Genomic DNA, 15,564 nt, shown 5'->3' with positions numbered 1-15,564 from the left:
AGGCACTTCATGTACCCCGCGGCTTGGCCCGCGCGGTGGCTTCGGCCACCAGCGGGTCGTCGGGCCAGTAATGTTTCGGGTAGCGCCCTTTGAGATCCTTTTTCACATCCGAATAGGTCGTGCGCCAGAAGTTGGCCAGGTCCTGGGTAACCTGCACCGGTCGCCGTGCCGGTGACAACAGGTGCAATTTCACCTGCTGGCGGCCCTGGGCGATGCATGGGGTATCGGCCAGGCCGAACAGCTCCTGCAGGCGCACGGCGAGGATCGGCGGGGTTTCGCTGTAGTCCAGGCGGATGTTCGAGCCGGAGGGCACGGTCAGGTGCGCCGGCGCCCATTCGTCCAGGCGCTGCGGCAATGGCCAGGGCAGCAGGTTGCGCAGCATCGATGCCAGGTCCAGCTGGGCGAAGTGGCTCAGGCGCGAGACCTTGCCCAGGTAGGGCTGCAACCAGTCTTCCAGGCTGGCGAGCAGTGCTTCGTCGGACAGGTCCGGCCATTGGCTTTCACCGCTCGTCTCCAGGTCCAGTTGCCGCAGCAGCGCCACCCGCGCCTGCCACTGGCGCAGCTCAGGCGTCCAGGTCAGCAGGTTGAGGCCCTTGCGCCGCACCAGCCCGAGCAACGCCTTGGCCCGCGCCTCATCGTCCAGGCCGGGCAACGGCTCACGGCTTAGCACCAACTCGCCGACCTTGGCCTGGCGCTCGGCACGCAAGGCCTGTTCACGCTCGTCCCACTCCAGGACATCGACCCGCTCGACCTGCTCGGCAAGCACATCCTCGAACAACCTCGGGTCGAACTCGGCCGCCAGGTAGATCCGCTCTTCGCGCTGGCCCTGACGGCTGCCCAGGTCGGCGATGACCAGCCAGGGGCATTTCATCAGCGCATCGACCTCGGCGAACAACGCGGCGCGGCCGTTGGCCAGGCGATATTCGGCCCCGCCTTCGCGACGCTGCTGGGCGATGCGGTCCGGGTAGGCCAAGGCCAGCAATGCACCCAACCAGCGTGGGTGGTCCGGGTTGGCAACCGAGGCCCCAGCCTTGCCGCGGAGCAAGCCTCGGTACTGCCTGGCCAACTGTCGCGCACGCTGCACACCGCCCTGCCCGCCCCGGGCCGCCTTGCTTTCGCCGCTGACCAAGGCCAGGCGGCTGTGCAAGTCGGCGCCGCCGCCACGCTGGATATCCCGCTCTCCCAGCAGCGCCGCTACGTCACAGGCCATCTGCGCCAGGCCCAGGTCCTGGCCGCGCAGCAACAAATGGGCGATACGCGGATGGGCCGGCAGCTCGGCCATGGCCAGGCCATGTTCGCTGAGGCTTTCCCGGCTGCCGGGCTTGTAGGCTTTCAGGCGTGCCAACAGGTCCTGGGCCTGAGCCAGGGCGGCAGCGGGTGGCGGGTCGAGCCACTGCAGCTGGTCCGCCGTCACGCCCCAGCGCGCCAGCTGCAGGGCCAGCCCGGCCAGGTCGGCCTGCAGGATCTCGGCGCTGCCGTGGGCCGCCAGCTGGTCGTGCTGAGCCTCGGACCACAGCCGATAGCACACGCCCGGCTCCAGGCGCCCGGCACGGCCGGCGCGCTGAGTGGCGCTGGCGCGGGAGATGCGCTGGGTGTCCAGGCGGGTCATACCGCTGCCCGGGTCGAAACGCGGCACCCGCGCCAGCCCCGCGTCGATCACCACGCGCACGCCATCGATGGTCAGGCTGGTTTCGGCGATGTTGGTGGCCAGCACTACCTTGCGCAGCCCCTGGGGAGCGGGATCGATGGCCGCGCGCTGGGCGTTGAGGTCCAGCTCGCCATGCAACGGGCAAAGCAGGATGTCGGGGCGTTCGCCCAACGCTTCCTGCAACGCCTGGTGTACGCGGCGGATCTCGGCCTGGCCAGGCAGGAACACCAGCAAGCTGCCGGGCTGCTCCGCCAAGGCCTGAAGCACGCAGTCGACCACCCGTGGCTCGACGAACTCGCCCGGCTGGAACGGGCGGCTCCAGCGGATGTCCACCGGATGCATGCGCCCTTCGCTGCTGACGATCGGCGCATCGTCGAGCAAGCGCGAAAGGCGTTCACCCTCCAGGGTCGCGGACATCAGCAGGATCTTCAACGGCGGCTCGTCACGCAGCAGCTCCCGGCCGTTGAGACTCAGGGCCAGGGCAAGGTCGGCGTCGAGACTGCGTTCATGGAACTCGTCGAAGATCACCAGCCCTACGCCCTCCAGCGCAGGGTCGGCCTGCAGGCGGCGGGTGAGGATGCCTTCGGTGACCACTTCGATACGTGTCGTGGGGCCGACCTTGCTGTCCAGGCGAATGCGGTAGCCCACGGTTTCGCCGACCTTCTCCCCCAGCTCACTGGCCAGGCGCTCGGCGGCCGCGCGGGCGGCCAGCCGACGGGGCTCGAGCATCAGGATGGTCTGCCCGGCCAACCACGGCTCGTCGAGCAGGGCCAGGGGTACGCGGGTGGTCTTGCCGGCGCCGGGCGGTGCTTCGAGCACGGCTTCGTCGCGCTCGGCCAGGGCCTGGCGCAAGGCGGGCAATACGGCATCGATTGGTAATGAAATCATGGTGGTCCTCGAACAGAGGTCCGAGTATAACGGCGAACCACGCCTGGCTTATCATGGTCTGAACAACAGGAGCTGGCGTTTGGCCTGCTCCTTCGGGTTACCGTTTCGGAGATTCACATGCGCATCCACTCCCGCATCATTGGTGGCGCCCTCATCGCCACGTTGCTGGCCCAACTCACCGCCTGCGGCACCATTTTCTACCCGGACCGCCGCGGCCAGATCGAAGGCAAGATCGACCCGGTGGTCGCTGCCCTGGACGCCATCGGTATCCTCTTCTACGTCATCCCGGGGCTGATCGCCTTCGGCGTCGACTTCGCCACCGGTGCCATCTATTACCCGGGCGGCACCACCGCACATGTCGACCCGGCCAAGCTCAAGCCCGCCATCAAGGCCGATGGCCAGGTCGACAACGCCAAGCTGCAGGCTATCCTCGAAAGCGAACTGGGCCAGCGCCTGCCACTGAACGACCCACGGCTGATCCAGCACCGTGGCAGCGTCGAACAACTGGCCGCCTACGGCCTGGCCCCAGCCGCCTGATCGAAGGGAACACCTGCCCGGCATGACCTCCAGCGCCGAACACCAACGCCTGCTGCGCCTGGCCACCCGCGCCTCCCTGGCCGTGGCCAGCCTGCTGGTACTGAGCAAGGCCGTGGCCTGGTGGCTGAGCGGCTCGGTCAGCTTACTGGCCGGCCTGACCGACTCGGCGCTCGATGCGGTCGCTTCCTTCCTCAACCTGCTCGCGGTGCATTACGCCTTGCGCCCGGCCGATGACGACCACCGTTTCGGCCATGGTAAGGCCGAAGCACTGGCCGGTATGGCCCAGGCGCTGTTCATCGGCGTCAGCGCGGTGTTGATCGGCGTGCAGGCGGTCGAGCGGCTGAAAACGCCACAGCCCTTGGGCGACACCGCCGCCGGTATCGCCGTGATGGTGTTGTCGCTGGTGCTGACCCTGGCCCTGCTGGCCTTCCAGCGCAAGGTGATCCGCGCCACCGGCTCCACGGCGGTGCGCGCCGACTCGCTGCACTATCGCTCCGACCTGCTGCTCAACGGCAGCATCCTGCTGGCCCTGGTGCTGGCCCGCTTCGGCTGGCCACAGCTCGATGCCTTGTTCGGCCTGGGCATCGCCGTCTACATCTTGTGGAGTGCGGTGCAAATTGCGCGCGAAAGCACGGCGATCCTGATGGACAAGGAACTGCCCGCCGACATCGGCGAGCGCATGCTCGAGCTGGTGTGCGCCATACCTGGGGTAAGGGGCGCACACGACTTGCGTACGCGGGTCTCGGGTAACCGCTGGTTCGTCCAGTTGCACCTGGAGCTGCCAGGCGAGCTGGCTCTGCATGACGCCCACGCGCTGTGCGTGAAGGCCTCCGAGGCGATCCGCCAGCGTTATCCACAGGCGGATGTGATGGTGCACGCCGACCCGGTATAGCTGGCGCGTCAATTCACGCTGTAGCCCCGGTCGCTCAGACACGCCCCCAGGGCCCGGTGGTAGGCATCCGCCACATGCACCGGCGGGGCAGAAGATGCCGATGCCGGGTCGAACCCCGATTGCTGCACGGCCCAGCGATGGCACTGGTAACGGTCTTGGTCCTGTTGCGCGGGTGTCTGCCCGGACAAGGGGTGGGCGACCACATCGTAGCCGGTGCCCAATGCCGGCCCCGGTGGCGGCAGGATGTTGGGTGGGTTGACCACTACGTAGCCCTGGTCGCCGCCCAGGTATTGGTAATAGCTGTCGGCCACCAGGAAGAACAGCGAATCCCCGACCCAGACCTCCCGTGCATAACTGGGCAGGTAACCCACCCGCACACCGTAGGGTGGCGTCACCACGATATAGCCGCCACCGTTGGGCCTGTACCAATACCCGCCGGAATAGAAATAATCCTGCCCCTGGTAGGGCACCTTCCAGTAGCGGTCTGCGAATCGGTCGACCCTGTGCCCCGGCCGATACTGCGGCCCCGGCCCCCAGCCATCACCATGGCCATCAGGGCGTCCGGCCCAGTCGCCGCCTGGGCGCTGCCCGTGCCCGCCCGCGTCCCAGTGCCCACCACGCCGAGGAATATCCTGGTAGTAGCCCTGGCGAGGTGGCTGGGTCTGGCGCACTTCGTCCCGCGAATTCAGTGGCGAAGTGCCCATGGCGCCGCCATTGGGGTCCTGCGGGCCGGGCTCCTGGGCCAACGTGCCCAGGCTGATACCCAACCCCAGCAAACCAATACCGGCCAATTGCCGAATGCGCGACGTCATGATGCCCTCTCGAAAACCGCTGGATCTGCCAGCAGTCTACCGTGCCCGCAGGCTGGCGGATGAAAATCCAGGATCGAGTAGGAGGCGGGCCCTGACCCGCCGTCCTCTCACACCACCGTGCGTACGGTTCCGTACACGGCGGTTCAGGTTATGCGGCTAAGCCTGTTGATCGTATCCAGTATCGAGACCAGTCCGAGTTGATTCCATAGCTTCTTCGGCAGCGCCTGATTCATATGTGGCGCTCCGGAGTTCCACCATGGGCCTCGGCCATTGAAGGCTGATTTGCAGGCCCGTTCCTCGCTTAACCCCAGACGCATCAGGTTGCGCGCCCTCGTAGAGGGCCGCTTCCATTGTCGCCAGATGGCACAGCGAAGTTTGTGCCTGACCCAGCTATCCAACTCTTCAAGCGGCCGCTTGCTCTGGCTGAGCTGGAAGTAACTCGCCCAGCCTCGCAGCACAGGGTTTATCCACTCGATGACGTTTGCCACCTTGCGACCCCGCGCACCGCGTAGCAATTCTCTCAGCCGGTCACGTATGCGGCCTAGGCTCATCATCGCCACACGCAGTCTCGGCTGTATGTGCCGGCTCATTCCATAGCCCAGGTATTCACACTTCCAAGCCCTTGAGACACGGCTCTTCTTTCGATTCACCGTCAGTTTCAGGCGCTGGCTCAAGAAGCGCTCCACACCGTCCATCACTCGCTCGCCAGCACGAGGACTGCGCACATAAATGTTCGCGTCATCGGCATATCGTACGAAGCGATGGCCCCGTCGCTCCAACTCTCGGTCGAGTTCATCGAGCAGGATGTTCGACAGCAGAGGCGAAAGCGGGCCACCTTGCGGCGTCCCTTCCCGCCGTTGGCTAACGACGCCGCCCGACATGACCCCGGCTTCGAGGTAGCGGCGGATGAGCCTGAGCACGCGCTTGTCTTCGATCCGGCGCTCGATACAGGCCATGAGTATGTCGTGGTTGACCCGATCGAAGAACTTCTCCAGATCAAGTTCCACACACCAGCGATGACCTGCCGCCACGTGGGTTCGAGCCATTTCTACAGCCTGATGGGCGCTTCTGCCTGGACGAAAGCCGTAGCTGTAGTCCGAAAACAGCGGATCGAAGATAGGCGTGAGCTGTTGCAGTAGTGCTTGTTGGATCAGGCGATCCACGACGCTGGGAATTCCCAGTTGCCGGGTGCCGCCCTGCGGCTTGGGAATTTCAACCGCTCGCACTGTCTGGGGATGATATTCGCCGGCCAACAACCTGGCCTTGAGGATTGACCAATACTGTCTCACATAGCCCGCCAAGTCAGCGACCTTCATGCCATCGGCACCCGGCGCTCCCTTGTTGCTGACCACGCGTTGATACGCACGCTTGAGGTTCGTCGGTGCAAGCACCCGCTCCATCAGCGTGTCCGGCTCCGCGTTCGTCCACGCCACTGACGCCGTCGATACCTTTGCACTGTCATGCATCATCCTCGACTTCTGGCCAGGACTCGGAATAACAGTTTCCGCTGTGGGAAATTTCTGCATTGCGGCTACCAACGAGACAGTGACGCCTACTGGCGGCATAACCTGTTCGGCCCTTGGTGACGTGGTTAGCCGTCACTTACTACGGCCTCGGCTGACTTCTGCACATTCATCCCGTCGCCTCTCGACGCTCGGTAGCACAAAGGCAAACATGCAGATCTCCCAGGGTAATTCGCGTGACCTTCCTGCTTATGCCTGTCGGATCTACGTCGCAGCGTTCCGTGCAAGTATTGGGCTTTGACGATCATAGCCGTCTTACCCCGCTGCGCCGCCTAATCCGCTTCCTGTACGTCAGGCCAGCATTTTGCCTCGGGCTTCCTTCAGATTCGCAGTCACCCGCGACACCCTTGCCTCTGGCTAACACTTCCCCTTGCCGGGTGTGTAGAGGACTTTCACCTCCAAGTCACCCACTCGACCACCACAGCCAAGCGGGTTGCGCTTGCGCGCAACGCGCCATGCCTGGCGCACCATGAAAAAAGGGAGGCCATCGGCCTCCCTTTGGGAATTGTCGTCCGTGCTCGGCGCTTGTGACACCGGCTCACCTCACGCCGTCTTCTGGACGGTGTGTAGCCCGGGGGCCTGGCGGATCCTGTTGGATGGCTGGCCGCGACGGCCTTCCTGAGGCCGGCGCCGTGGACTGTTGTCCGGGCAGTGATTCTGTTGATAAAGATACGGATTCGGCGCAGCAGAGGATTGCGAAGATTGCTCTGATAAATAGTACTTGCGCAATTTTTAACCCAGGATCGATAATTCGCAGCAATCCAGACAGAAAAGGCCCTATCCATGAGCAAGCTTGACCGCTACGACCTGAGCATCCTCGCCGAATTGCAGCGTGACGCCCGCATTTCCAACCAGGAACTGGCCGAACGCATCGGCCTGTCCCCCTCCCCTTGCTCGCGGCGGGTCAAGCAGTTGGAAGACGACGGCTACATCTCGCGTCAGGTGGCCTTGCTGGACCGCAAGAAGCTCGGCCTGAGCCTGACCGCCTATGTGCTGATCGGCATGGATCGCCATACCCCCGAACGCTTCGAGACCTTCGAGGCGGCCATCCGCAGCCTGCCCCAAGTACTCGAATGCAGCCTGGTCACCGGGATGGACGCTGACTACCAGCTCAAGGTCGTGGTGCCGGACATGGACCACTACCAGAAACTGCTGCTCGGCAGCCTGACCCGCATCGAGGGCGTCACCAGCGTGCGCTCGAGCTTCGTGCTCAACCAAGTGCTGGCCAGTACCGAGCTGCCGCTGACCCACCTTCGCTGATCACTCCGCGTATACTCGAACGCTCAGCCTGCCTGGAGAATATTGATGGATCCCGCCGTATTCGAAGAATGGATGATGATCATCCTCGTCACCGTGTTGATCGGTTTCATGGGCTTCATCGTCTGGGACCTGGCGAAGAAATCCAAGGCAGGCCGCTTCGGCACGCTGATCCTGTTCTTCGTGCTGGGCCTGGGCGTGCTCGCGTTCATCATCAAGAGCGTGGTGGTGGGGTTTCTCGAAGGGGTGTAGCGCCTCAGACCCTATCGCCGGCAAGCCGGCTCCCACAGGTATGACGGTGTCTCTGAAAACGGCACAGAGCAGGTAGGGGCCGGCTTGCCGGCGATGGGGCCCTACCCCTCAAAGCCTGGGTGGCACTTCCCGCCAGCACCCTTGCTCCAGCCCATCCAACGCCCAGTCGCCAATGCGCACCCGCACCAGGCGCAAGGTCGGCAACCCCACTGCTGCCGTCATGCGCCGTACCTGGCGATTGCGCCCCTCGCGTATCACCAGCTCCAGCCAATGGGTCGGCACGCTCTTGCGAAAGCGCACCGGCGGATTGCGCGGCCACAGGGCAGGCTCGTCGAGCAAGCGCGCCTCGGCTGGCAATGTCGGCCCGTCATTGAGCTCCACGCCCTCGCGCAAACGCTGCAACTGCGCCTCGCTTGGCTCACCCTCCACTTGCACCCAATAGGTCTTGGGCAGTTTGTGCTTGGGGTCGGCGATGCGCGCTTGCAACCGGCCATCGTTGGTCAGCAGCAACAACCCTTCGCTGTCGCGGTCCAGACGGCCGGCCGGGTAGATGCCAGGGATATCGATGTAGTCCTTGAGCGTCGCACGCCCCTCGCCATCGCTGAACTGGGTCAGCACGTCGAACGGCTTGTTGAACAGGATCAGGCGGGGCTCGGCCGGCGGCGCCTTGGGCTGGCGACGCGGGCCGGCTGGCCGCGCCGAAGGGCGGCGCGGCTTGGAACGGGGAGGCAGGGGCATGGATCCTCAGCGGAACGGCGGCTCATCGAAGCTGCGTAGTTTACGCGAGTGCAACGAGTTGAGCTCGGTGCGCAGCAGGTCGAGGGCGGCGATGCCGATCTTCAGGTGCTGGCTGACCGCGCGGTTATAGAACGCATTGGCCGAGCCCGGCAGCTTGATCTCGCTGTGCAGCGGTTTGTCCGATACGCACAGCAAGGTGCCGTACGGTACCCGCAGGCGATAGCCCTGGGCGGCGATGGTGCCGCTTTCCATGTCCACCGCCACGGCACGCGACAGGTTGATCAGCGGACGCTCCTGGGCCCAGCGCAGCTCCCAGTTACGGTCGTCGTAGGTCAACACGGTGCCGGTGCGCAGGCGCTTCTTGAGCTGCTCGCCACGCTCGCCGGTCACCTGCGCCGCCGCCTCCTGCAGGGCCAGCTGCACTTCGGCCAGGGCCGGGATCGGGATGTTCGGCGGCACTACCCGGTCGAGGATGCCATCGCGGCGCATGTAGGCATGGGCCAGCACATAGTCGCCGATGGTCTGCGACTGGCGCAGGCCGCCACAGTGGCCGATCATCAGCCAGCAGTGCGGTCGTAGCACGGCCAGGTGGTCGGTGATGTTCTTGGCGTTGGACGGGCCGACACCGATGTTGACCAGGGTGATGCCGTCGCCATCATCGGCGATCAGGTGGTAGGCCGGCATCTGGTAGCGGTGCCAGACCACGCCGGCCACCAAGGCCTGGGCGACACCTTCGTCCATGCCTTTTTCGATGATCACGTTGCCGGGCAGGACCATGCGCACGAAGCGCGGGTCCTGCTGCAACTGCTCCAGGCCGTGGGCGATGAACTGATCGACATAGCGGTGGTAGTTGGTGAGCAGGATCCATGGCTGTACGTGATGCCAGTCGCTACCGGTGTAGTGCACCAGGCGCCGCAGCGAGAAATCCACCCGGGCGGCATCGAACAGGGCCAGGGGCAGCGTTTCGGCGTTGCCCCAGTCGTACAGGCCATCGGCGATGTTGTCGGTGGCCGCCGACAGGTCGGTACTGGGGAACACACGGGCCAGCTCTGCGGCGGTGATACCGCTACCGGCCAGTTCGTCGCCCTGGTCGACCACATAGGGGTACGGGATGTTCTGCTCGCTGACGCCGACCTCCAATGTCACGGTGTAGTCATGCATCAGGGGCCGCAACTGTTCGAGCAGGTAACCGCGAAATGCCGCTGGCTGGGTGATGGTGACGCTGTAGGTGCCGGCCACCTGCACCTTGGCGTACGCGCGGGTGGTCGCGGCGACTTCGCCATGGCTGTAGTAGGTCAGGCGCAGGGCCGGGTAGCGGAACAGCGCGCGCTGGTCGTCATCCGGCTCGGTGCGGTCCTTGAGGTAGCGCTTGAGGGCCTGGCTGAGGGCGCCGGTGGCCTGCTCATGCAAGGCCGCCAGACGATCGACGGCCTGTTCGGGGGTATCAACGACTACAAACGCTTGGCTCACGCTGGGCTTCCTGTCTTCTGGCATGCATGGCGTTTATCTTGCCTGCCTTCCATGGCAATTACATCCCCGGCTGTCTATTACGGCCCTATCGCATTCAGCCTTGCCAGGCGGGCGTCGCCCGGGCCACCAGTGCCGCAACGTCAATGCCCCGGGGCAAGGCGCCGTATACGCGCCCTCCCGCCCCCAGGCGGCTGTCGATGAAGGCATCGCTGACCGTCGCATTCCCAGCCTCCAGCAACAGCTTGGCCTGCAGCGCCACGGCGATGTCCTCGGTCAACTGCCGGGCGCGGTACTGGATGTCGCTGGTGTCGCTGAACGCCCCCTTGAGGTTGCCGATATGCGCCGCCAGGCGCGGGTCGCCGTGGCCGTCGCCGAGCTCGGCGAACAGCGCATCGATTACGCCTGGCTCCTTGGACAGCGCACGCAGCACATCCAGGCATTGCACGTTGCCCGATCCCTCCCAGGTGGAGTTCACCGGCGCCTCGCGGTACAGCCGCGGCAGGATGCTGTCCTCCACATAACCCGCGCCGCCCATGCACTCGGCAGCCTCGTTGATCATGGCCGGCGCACGCTTGCAGATCCAGTACTTGCCCACGGCGGTGACCAGGCGGGCGAAATGCGCCTGCTGCGGGTCGTCCAGTTGGTCCAGGGCCTGGCCCATGCGCAGGCTCAGGGCCAACGCCGCCTCGCTTTCCAGGGCCAGGTCGGCCAGCACGTTCTGCATTAAGGGCTGTTCGCTCAGCACCCGGCCGCCGACCTTGCGATGGGCACAGTGATGCGCCGCCTGGGTCAGCGCCTGGCGCATCAGGGCACTGGAGCCGACCATGCAATCGAAACGGGTCATGGCCACCATCTCGATGATGGTCGGCACGCCCCGCCCTTCCTCGCCGACCATCCATGCCAGGGCGCCACGGAACTCCACTTCGCTGGACGCGTTCGAGCAGTTGCCAAGTTTGTTCTTCAGACGCTGGATATAGAACTGGTTGCGGCTGTCGTCCGGGCGGTGGCGCGGCAGCAGGAAACAACTCAACCCCTTGTCGGTCTGGGCCAGGGTGAGAAACGCGTCGCACATCGGCGCCGAGCAGAACCACTTGTGACCGACCAGCTCGTAGGCCTGGCCAGGCCCGGGGGTACCGACCGGGTAGGCACGGGTGGTATTGGCGCGCACATCGGTGCCTCCCTGTTTCTCGGTCATGGCCATGCCGAGGGTCACGCCAGCCTTGTGCCGGTCACCGATGTTGCGCGGGTCGTATTCACGGGCAAGCACCTTGGGCAACCAGTACTCGGCCAACTCCGGTTGCAGACGCAGGGCTGGCACCGCGGCAAAGGTCATAGTCAACGGGCAGCCGGTGCCAGCCTCCGCCTGGCTGTGCAGGTAGGTCATCGACGCCCGTGCCACATGGGCGCCCGGGCGGGGCTCGGCCCAGGGCAAGGATGGCAGGCCATGCTCGACTGCCGTACGCATCAGCTCGTGATACGCCGGGTGGAATTCCACCAGATCGATGCGATGGCCATAACGGTCATGGCTGCTGAATTCGGGCTTGTGGGCATTGGCCAGGAACCCCGCCGCCATCAGGGGGCCACCGGCCAGGGCACCATAGGCATCGATCCGCGACTCGGCCCAGCCGGCCCCGAAGTACCGGGACCATTCCTGCAGCGGCAGGTCGAGGCGGTACAGGTTGGCGCCATCGAGCGACGGCGGCTGGTTGGTGACTTCGTGGGTTTCAGCGAACTGGTGCAGGTTCATCGGGGGCTCCCTGGATCCGGTCATGCCTGAAAGCCCCAGTGAAGCACTCCTTCCCTGTGAGTCAAAGTGGCAAAAACGCCTGACTCGACGCCCGGAGGGACACCCTAACCCCTTGCCGCCTGGTTGGAAGGCCGTTGCGCCTGGGCCACGGCCAGGTTCAGCGTCAGTTCGAAGCGGCTACCCAGGCCCCGGCTCGACTCGTGCACCAGGCGAGCGCCGATCAGCTCGCCCAGTTGTCGACAGATCGACAAACCGATGCCCAGGCCGCCATAACGACGGGTCATGGAACCATCGACCTGGAAGAAGCGCTGGTAGAGGATGGCTTGGTCCAGGTCATCGAAGCCGATGCCGCTGTCAATCACCGTGAAGCTCAACGCCAGGCTGTCCGGTGCCAGCCAACGGCCTCGCACCTGGATCATCACGCCGCCCTGGTGGGTGAACTTCAGGCCGTTGTCCACCAGGCAGGCAAGGCAACGCTGCAGCTTGGCCGCATCCCCTACCAGGTCGTCGGGCAGGTCGGCCGGGATGTCCAGGCTCAGGTACAGCCCCTTGCCCAATGCTCGCCCGGCAAAACCGGCACGCAACTCCTGAAGCTGCCGGCGCAGGCTGAACGGTGCAGCCTGGGCGCGCAGGCGGCCGGCCTGCAACTCGGTGAGCACGAGGATATCGTCGACCATGGCCATCATGTCCTGCGCGGACCCGGTGGCCGTGCGGTGGTACTGGGCATGCTCGGCGCCCATGGGCAGGGTGTGCATCAGTTCCAACGAGCCGATCACACCGTTCATCGGTGTGCGCAGCTCGTGGGTTACGGTGGCGAGGAATTCATCCTTCAGCTGATTGCTGCGGGCCAGCTGCTGGTTCAGCTGCTCCAGGGCACGCCCCGTTTCGCGCAAGGCCTGGGCCTGCTGTTCACGCAGGCTGTTGATGCGATCGGCCAGGGCCAGCGACAGCAGCGCCACCTCCAGCGCCGAACCCAGTTGGCTGGCATACATGGTCAGGAACATGTTCGGCAGGTAGCCCAGCACCATCAGGGTGTTGACCAACCCACCCACAAGAAAGGCCGTCCAGGCGATGATGAACCAGCGCGCGACCCGCACCCCTCGCCACCAGGCGTACAGCCCGGCGGCAAAGATGCTCACGGTGAACAGCAGCGCCAGCAACGTGGCCATGCGCAGGGCAATGCCGTAAGGGGTGGTCACCGCCAGCGCCATGACCAATGCACCGCCTGCCATCAGCGCCAGCAGCAGCCGGTCCAGGCCACGGCTGAGCCGCCCAAGCTGCAGGAAATGCCGCGCGAACTGGCAACCGAACAACCCAGCGGCCCCGATGAACAAGGGGGTGGCGGCATTGGCCCACCAGGGGCTGTCCGGCCAGAAATAGGCCACACCCGCGCCATTGACCGACACCTGGTACAGCCCGAACGAGGCGATATAGCAGATGTAGTACAGGTAGCTGACGTCACGCACGCCCAGGTAGATGAACAGGTTGTACACCAACATCACCAGCAGCACGCCGTAGATCATGCCCAACACATAAAGGCGCGTAGGCTGGTCTTCCAGGTAGGCCTCGAGTGACCACAACGCGACCGGTGCCTGCACCGAGCCCTGGCTCTGCAGACGCAGGTAGGCCGTGATCGCCCGGCCTGGTCGCAGCGGGAGTTCGAACAGGTAGTTGTTCTGCCGGATCTGCCGGCTGGCATAGGGCCAGGCATCGCCGGTTCGCCGCACCAGACGATAGCCGCCCTGGTCATCGGGCAGGTAGAGGTCCAGGTGGTCCAGCGGAGGGTACGCCAATTCCAGCAGCCATTGGCGGGGCGTGGCGGACTCAGGGCTGGTGTTGCGCAGATCGATCTTCAGCCAGAACACCGAGGTGGAATAACCGGCATTGAGCACCGCCTCATGATGCTGGCGGAAACGGTGGGCGAAGGCCGGCGAGCTGACCTGGACGATGCTGGCGCTGCCATCACGGTCCTCGAAAACCTGCATGGCCTTGCCCAAGGGAAGATGGCGGGTGGAATTGTCGAAATCGACCGCTCCGGCGAACAGGGGCACGCAGCCCAGCAGCATTATCAGCAAATAGCGCATACAGCCCCAGCATGGCGTGTCCGGTCGCGTCGTGGTGGCCTCCCTTCCCTTTGAGACGACGGTTTCCGGCAGCGCCCGTTTATCGAGTTATCCGAGCACTCTAGCATAGCCTTCCGCGCACTCCACCAGCCACTTCACGATATGAAGAAAAGGCTCTATCTCAATACTTTCAGACAATAGCCACGATATTTTCTGACCATTTGATCAACAAAAGCCCCGCGCAGGGCGCTTCGCCCCAACAGGTTTGGTGGTAAGCTCGCCGACCATGAATACCTACAGCTCCCGCCCCGTTGTCCTCTGTCTCTCCGGCCACGACCCCAGTGGCGGTGCCGGCCTGCAGGCAGATATCGAAGCCCTGATCGCCCAGGGCTGTCACGCCGCACCTGCCGTGACCGCCCTGACCGTGCAGGATACCGTCAACGTTTCCGACTTCCGTGTGCTCGACCGCGAGTGGGTCCTGGCCCAGGCCAATGCCGTGCTGGCCGACTCCACGGTGGCAGCGGTCAAGCTCGGCATGCTCGGCTCGATCGAAATGGTCGATACCGTTGCCGAACTGCTCGCCGCCCACCCGCACCTGCCGCTGGTCTGCGACCCGGTCCTGCGGGCCGGCGGCGGTGGTCGACTGGGCAAGGACGAAGTCGGCTACGCGCTGCGTGAGCGCCTGCTGCCGCTGGCCCTGATCGCCACGCCGAACCTGCCTGAAGCCCGCATCCTCGCCGAGCTGCCCGAAGGCACCGCGGACGAATGCGCCGAGAAACTTTTGCCGTTCTGTAGACATCTGCTGATTACCGGTGGTCACGGCGACGAAGCGCAAATCCACAACCGGCTCTATAGCCGCGATGGCCAGCAGCACACCTGGACCTGCGAGCGCCTGCCAGGCAGCTACCATGGCTCGGGCTGCACGCTGGCCAGCGCCCTGGCCGGTCGCCTGGCCCTTGGCGAACAGCTGGAAAGTGCCGTGCGCAGCGCGCTGGACTATACCTGGCGCACCCTGCGCGATGCCGAGCAGCTGGGCAAGGGGCAGTTCGTCCCACGCCGGCTGCCCTTGGATTTCTGCTCCTGATCCACGAGGTCTTGCGATGAAGTTACGCGGTCTGTACGCGATCACCGACAGCCAGCTGCTCGCCGGTCGCTTCCTGTCCCATGTCGAGGCGGCCTTGGACGGCGGCGTGTGCCTGCTGCAGTACCGCGACAAGAGCGATGACGCAGCCCGCCGCCTGCGCGAAGCCGAAGCGTTGGCGAAGCTCTGCGAGCGCTACGGTACCCAGTTGGTCATCAATGACGACGCCGAGCTGGCCGCACGCCTGGGCGTCGGCGTACACCTGGGCCAGACCGATGGCCCCCTGACCCCGGCCCGCGCCCTGCTCGGCCGTGACGCCATCATCGGCTCCACCTGCCACGCCCAGCTCGAACTGGCCGAGCAGGCCGCCGCCGAAGGCGCCAGCTACGTGGCCTTCGGCCGATTCTTCAACTCCGTGACCAAACCCGGTGCACCGGCCGCCGACCTCGCCCTGCTGGGCCAAGCCCGCGCCCGCGTGCAACTGCCGATCGCCGTGATCGGCGGCATCACCCTCGACAACGCCGCCCCGCTGGTCGCCCAAGGCGCCGACCTGCTGGCGGTGATCCATGGCCTGTTCGGTGCCGACAGCGCGCAGGAAGTCACCCGCCGCGCCCGCGCCTTCAACGCCTTGTTCGCTTCCTGATTCGAGAGAAATC

13 protein-coding genes are annotated in these 15,564 nt (G+C 65.1%); 6 read left to right on the top strand and 7 right to left on the bottom strand.

Going from position 1 to position 15,564, the window contains the following annotated elements; translation table 11 throughout:
- Positions 1-7: 7 nt before the first annotated feature.
- A complete protein-coding gene (hrpB, locus tag ACXHGZ_RS01740) occupies positions 8-2,536 on the bottom strand; it encodes an ATP-dependent helicase HrpB (protein ID WP_480462085.1) in 2,529 nt (842 codons plus the stop codon).
- A 117-nt stretch (positions 2,537-2,653) separates the two neighbouring features.
- On the opposite strand from hrpB, the gene pmcY reads away from it, so the two are divergent.
- Entirely contained in the window at positions 2,654-3,073 is a 420-nt protein-coding gene (pmcY, locus tag ACXHGZ_RS01735) for a periplasmic Zn2+ metallochaperone PmcY (RefSeq protein WP_196145607.1), read from the top strand.
- A gap of 22 nt (positions 3,074-3,095) precedes the next feature.
- Positions 3,096-3,965, top strand: coding sequence for a cation diffusion facilitator family transporter (locus ACXHGZ_RS01730; RefSeq protein ID WP_480462082.1), 870 nt, complete (start codon positions 3,096-3,098; stop codon positions 3,963-3,965).
- Between the two features lie 8 nt (positions 3,966-3,973).
- Here ACXHGZ_RS01730 and ACXHGZ_RS01725 read toward each other — a convergent pair whose 3' ends face one another.
- Positions 3,974-4,777: a DUF6515 family protein gene (locus ACXHGZ_RS01725; RefSeq protein WP_084855526.1), complete on the bottom strand. Its 804-nt coding sequence runs from the start codon at positions 4,775-4,777 to the stop codon at positions 3,974-3,976.
- A gap of 143 nt (positions 4,778-4,920) precedes the next feature.
- On the bottom strand, positions 4,921-6,342 hold the full coding sequence (gene ltrA / locus ACXHGZ_RS01720) for a group II intron reverse transcriptase/maturase (protein WP_480460536.1): 1,422 nt from the start codon (positions 6,340-6,342) through the stop codon (positions 4,921-4,923).
- A gap of 741 nt (positions 6,343-7,083) precedes the next feature.
- Between ltrA and ACXHGZ_RS01715 the strand changes: the two genes are divergently transcribed.
- Together ACXHGZ_RS01715 and ACXHGZ_RS01710 are read left to right on the top strand one after the other, a co-directional pair.
- Positions 7,084-7,560: an Lrp/AsnC family transcriptional regulator gene (locus ACXHGZ_RS01715; RefSeq protein WP_011535815.1), complete on the top strand. Its 477-nt coding sequence runs from the start codon at positions 7,084-7,086 to the stop codon at positions 7,558-7,560.
- Between the two features lie 45 nt (positions 7,561-7,605).
- Positions 7,606-7,809 carry a DUF2788 domain-containing protein gene (locus ACXHGZ_RS01710; protein ID WP_013974331.1) on the top strand — a complete coding sequence of 68 codons (204 nt, stop codon included), beginning with the start codon at positions 7,606-7,608 and terminating at the stop codon, positions 7,807-7,809.
- Between the two features lie 108 nt (positions 7,810-7,917).
- Here the strand turns inward: ACXHGZ_RS01710 and ACXHGZ_RS01705 are convergent, their stop codons facing one another.
- From ACXHGZ_RS01705 to ACXHGZ_RS01690, 4 genes are all read right to left on the bottom strand, one after another.
- Entirely contained in the window at positions 7,918-8,547 is a 630-nt protein-coding gene (locus tag ACXHGZ_RS01705) for a pseudouridine synthase (protein ID WP_084855527.1), read from the bottom strand.
- A 6-nt stretch (positions 8,548-8,553) separates the two neighbouring features.
- Positions 8,554-10,041, bottom strand: coding sequence for an AMP nucleosidase (gene amn / locus ACXHGZ_RS01700; RefSeq protein ID WP_172402964.1), 1,488 nt, complete (start codon positions 10,039-10,041; stop codon positions 8,554-8,556).
- 70 nt (positions 10,042-10,111) lie between these two features.
- Positions 10,112-11,764, bottom strand: coding sequence for an acyl-CoA dehydrogenase family protein (locus ACXHGZ_RS01695; RefSeq protein WP_480462080.1), 1,653 nt, complete (start codon positions 11,762-11,764; stop codon positions 10,112-10,114).
- A 104-nt stretch (positions 11,765-11,868) separates the two neighbouring features.
- Positions 11,869-13,848, bottom strand: a complete 1,980-nt coding sequence (locus ACXHGZ_RS01690) for a sensor histidine kinase (protein WP_480462079.1) — start codon at positions 13,846-13,848, stop codon at positions 11,869-11,871.
- Positions 13,849-14,113: 265 nt separating this feature from the next.
- Here ACXHGZ_RS01690 and ACXHGZ_RS01685 point away from each other — a divergent pair, with 265 nt between their 5' ends.
- Both ACXHGZ_RS01685 and thiE read left to right on the top strand, forming a co-directional pair.
- A complete protein-coding gene (locus tag ACXHGZ_RS01685) occupies positions 14,114-14,911 on the top strand; it encodes a hydroxymethylpyrimidine/phosphomethylpyrimidine kinase (RefSeq protein WP_084855531.1) in 798 nt (265 codons plus the stop codon).
- A 16-nt stretch (positions 14,912-14,927) separates the two neighbouring features.
- Positions 14,928-15,551 carry a thiamine phosphate synthase gene (gene thiE / locus ACXHGZ_RS01680; protein ID WP_324817534.1) on the top strand — a complete coding sequence of 208 codons (624 nt, stop codon included), beginning with the start codon at positions 14,928-14,930 and terminating at the stop codon, positions 15,549-15,551.
- Positions 15,552-15,564: the final 13 nt, after the last annotated feature.

Source organism: Pseudomonas shiyinii, assembly GCF_056725765.1.
The sequence above is the reverse complement of the archived record's forward strand: the minus strand, read 5'-3'. Positions and strand labels throughout refer to the sequence as shown.

Coding starts and splice junctions, on each gene's coding strand:
- hrpB (WP_480462085.1), bottom strand. CDS start 2,536: ATGATTTCATTACCAATCGATGCCGTATTGCCCGCCTTGCGCCAGGCC.
- pmcY (WP_196145607.1), top strand. CDS start 2,654: ATGCGCATCCACTCCCGCATCATTGGTGGCGCCCTCATCGCCACGTTG.
- ACXHGZ_RS01730 (WP_480462082.1), top strand. CDS start 3,096: ATGACCTCCAGCGCCGAACACCAACGCCTGCTGCGCCTGGCCACCCGC.
- ACXHGZ_RS01725 (WP_084855526.1), bottom strand. CDS start 4,777: ATGACGTCGCGCATTCGGCAATTGGCCGGTATTGGTTTGCTGGGGTTG.
- ltrA (WP_480460536.1), bottom strand. CDS start 6,342: ATGCCGCCAGTAGGCGTCACTGTCTCGTTGGTAGCCGCAATGCAGAAA.
- ACXHGZ_RS01715 (WP_011535815.1), top strand. CDS start 7,084: ATGAGCAAGCTTGACCGCTACGACCTGAGCATCCTCGCCGAATTGCAG.
- ACXHGZ_RS01710 (WP_013974331.1), top strand. CDS start 7,606: ATGGATCCCGCCGTATTCGAAGAATGGATGATGATCATCCTCGTCACC.
- ACXHGZ_RS01705 (WP_084855527.1), bottom strand. CDS start 8,547: ATGCCCCTGCCTCCCCGTTCCAAGCCGCGCCGCCCTTCGGCGCGGCCA.
- amn (WP_172402964.1), bottom strand. CDS start 10,041: ATGCCAGAAGACAGGAAGCCCAGCGTGAGCCAAGCGTTTGTAGTCGTT.
- ACXHGZ_RS01695 (WP_480462080.1), bottom strand. CDS start 11,764: ATGAACCTGCACCAGTTCGCTGAAACCCACGAAGTCACCAACCAGCCG.
- ACXHGZ_RS01690 (WP_480462079.1), bottom strand. CDS start 13,848: ATGCGCTATTTGCTGATAATGCTGCTGGGCTGCGTGCCCCTGTTCGCC.
- ACXHGZ_RS01685 (WP_084855531.1), top strand. CDS start 14,114: ATGAATACCTACAGCTCCCGCCCCGTTGTCCTCTGTCTCTCCGGCCAC.
- thiE (WP_324817534.1), top strand. CDS start 14,928: ATGAAGTTACGCGGTCTGTACGCGATCACCGACAGCCAGCTGCTCGCC.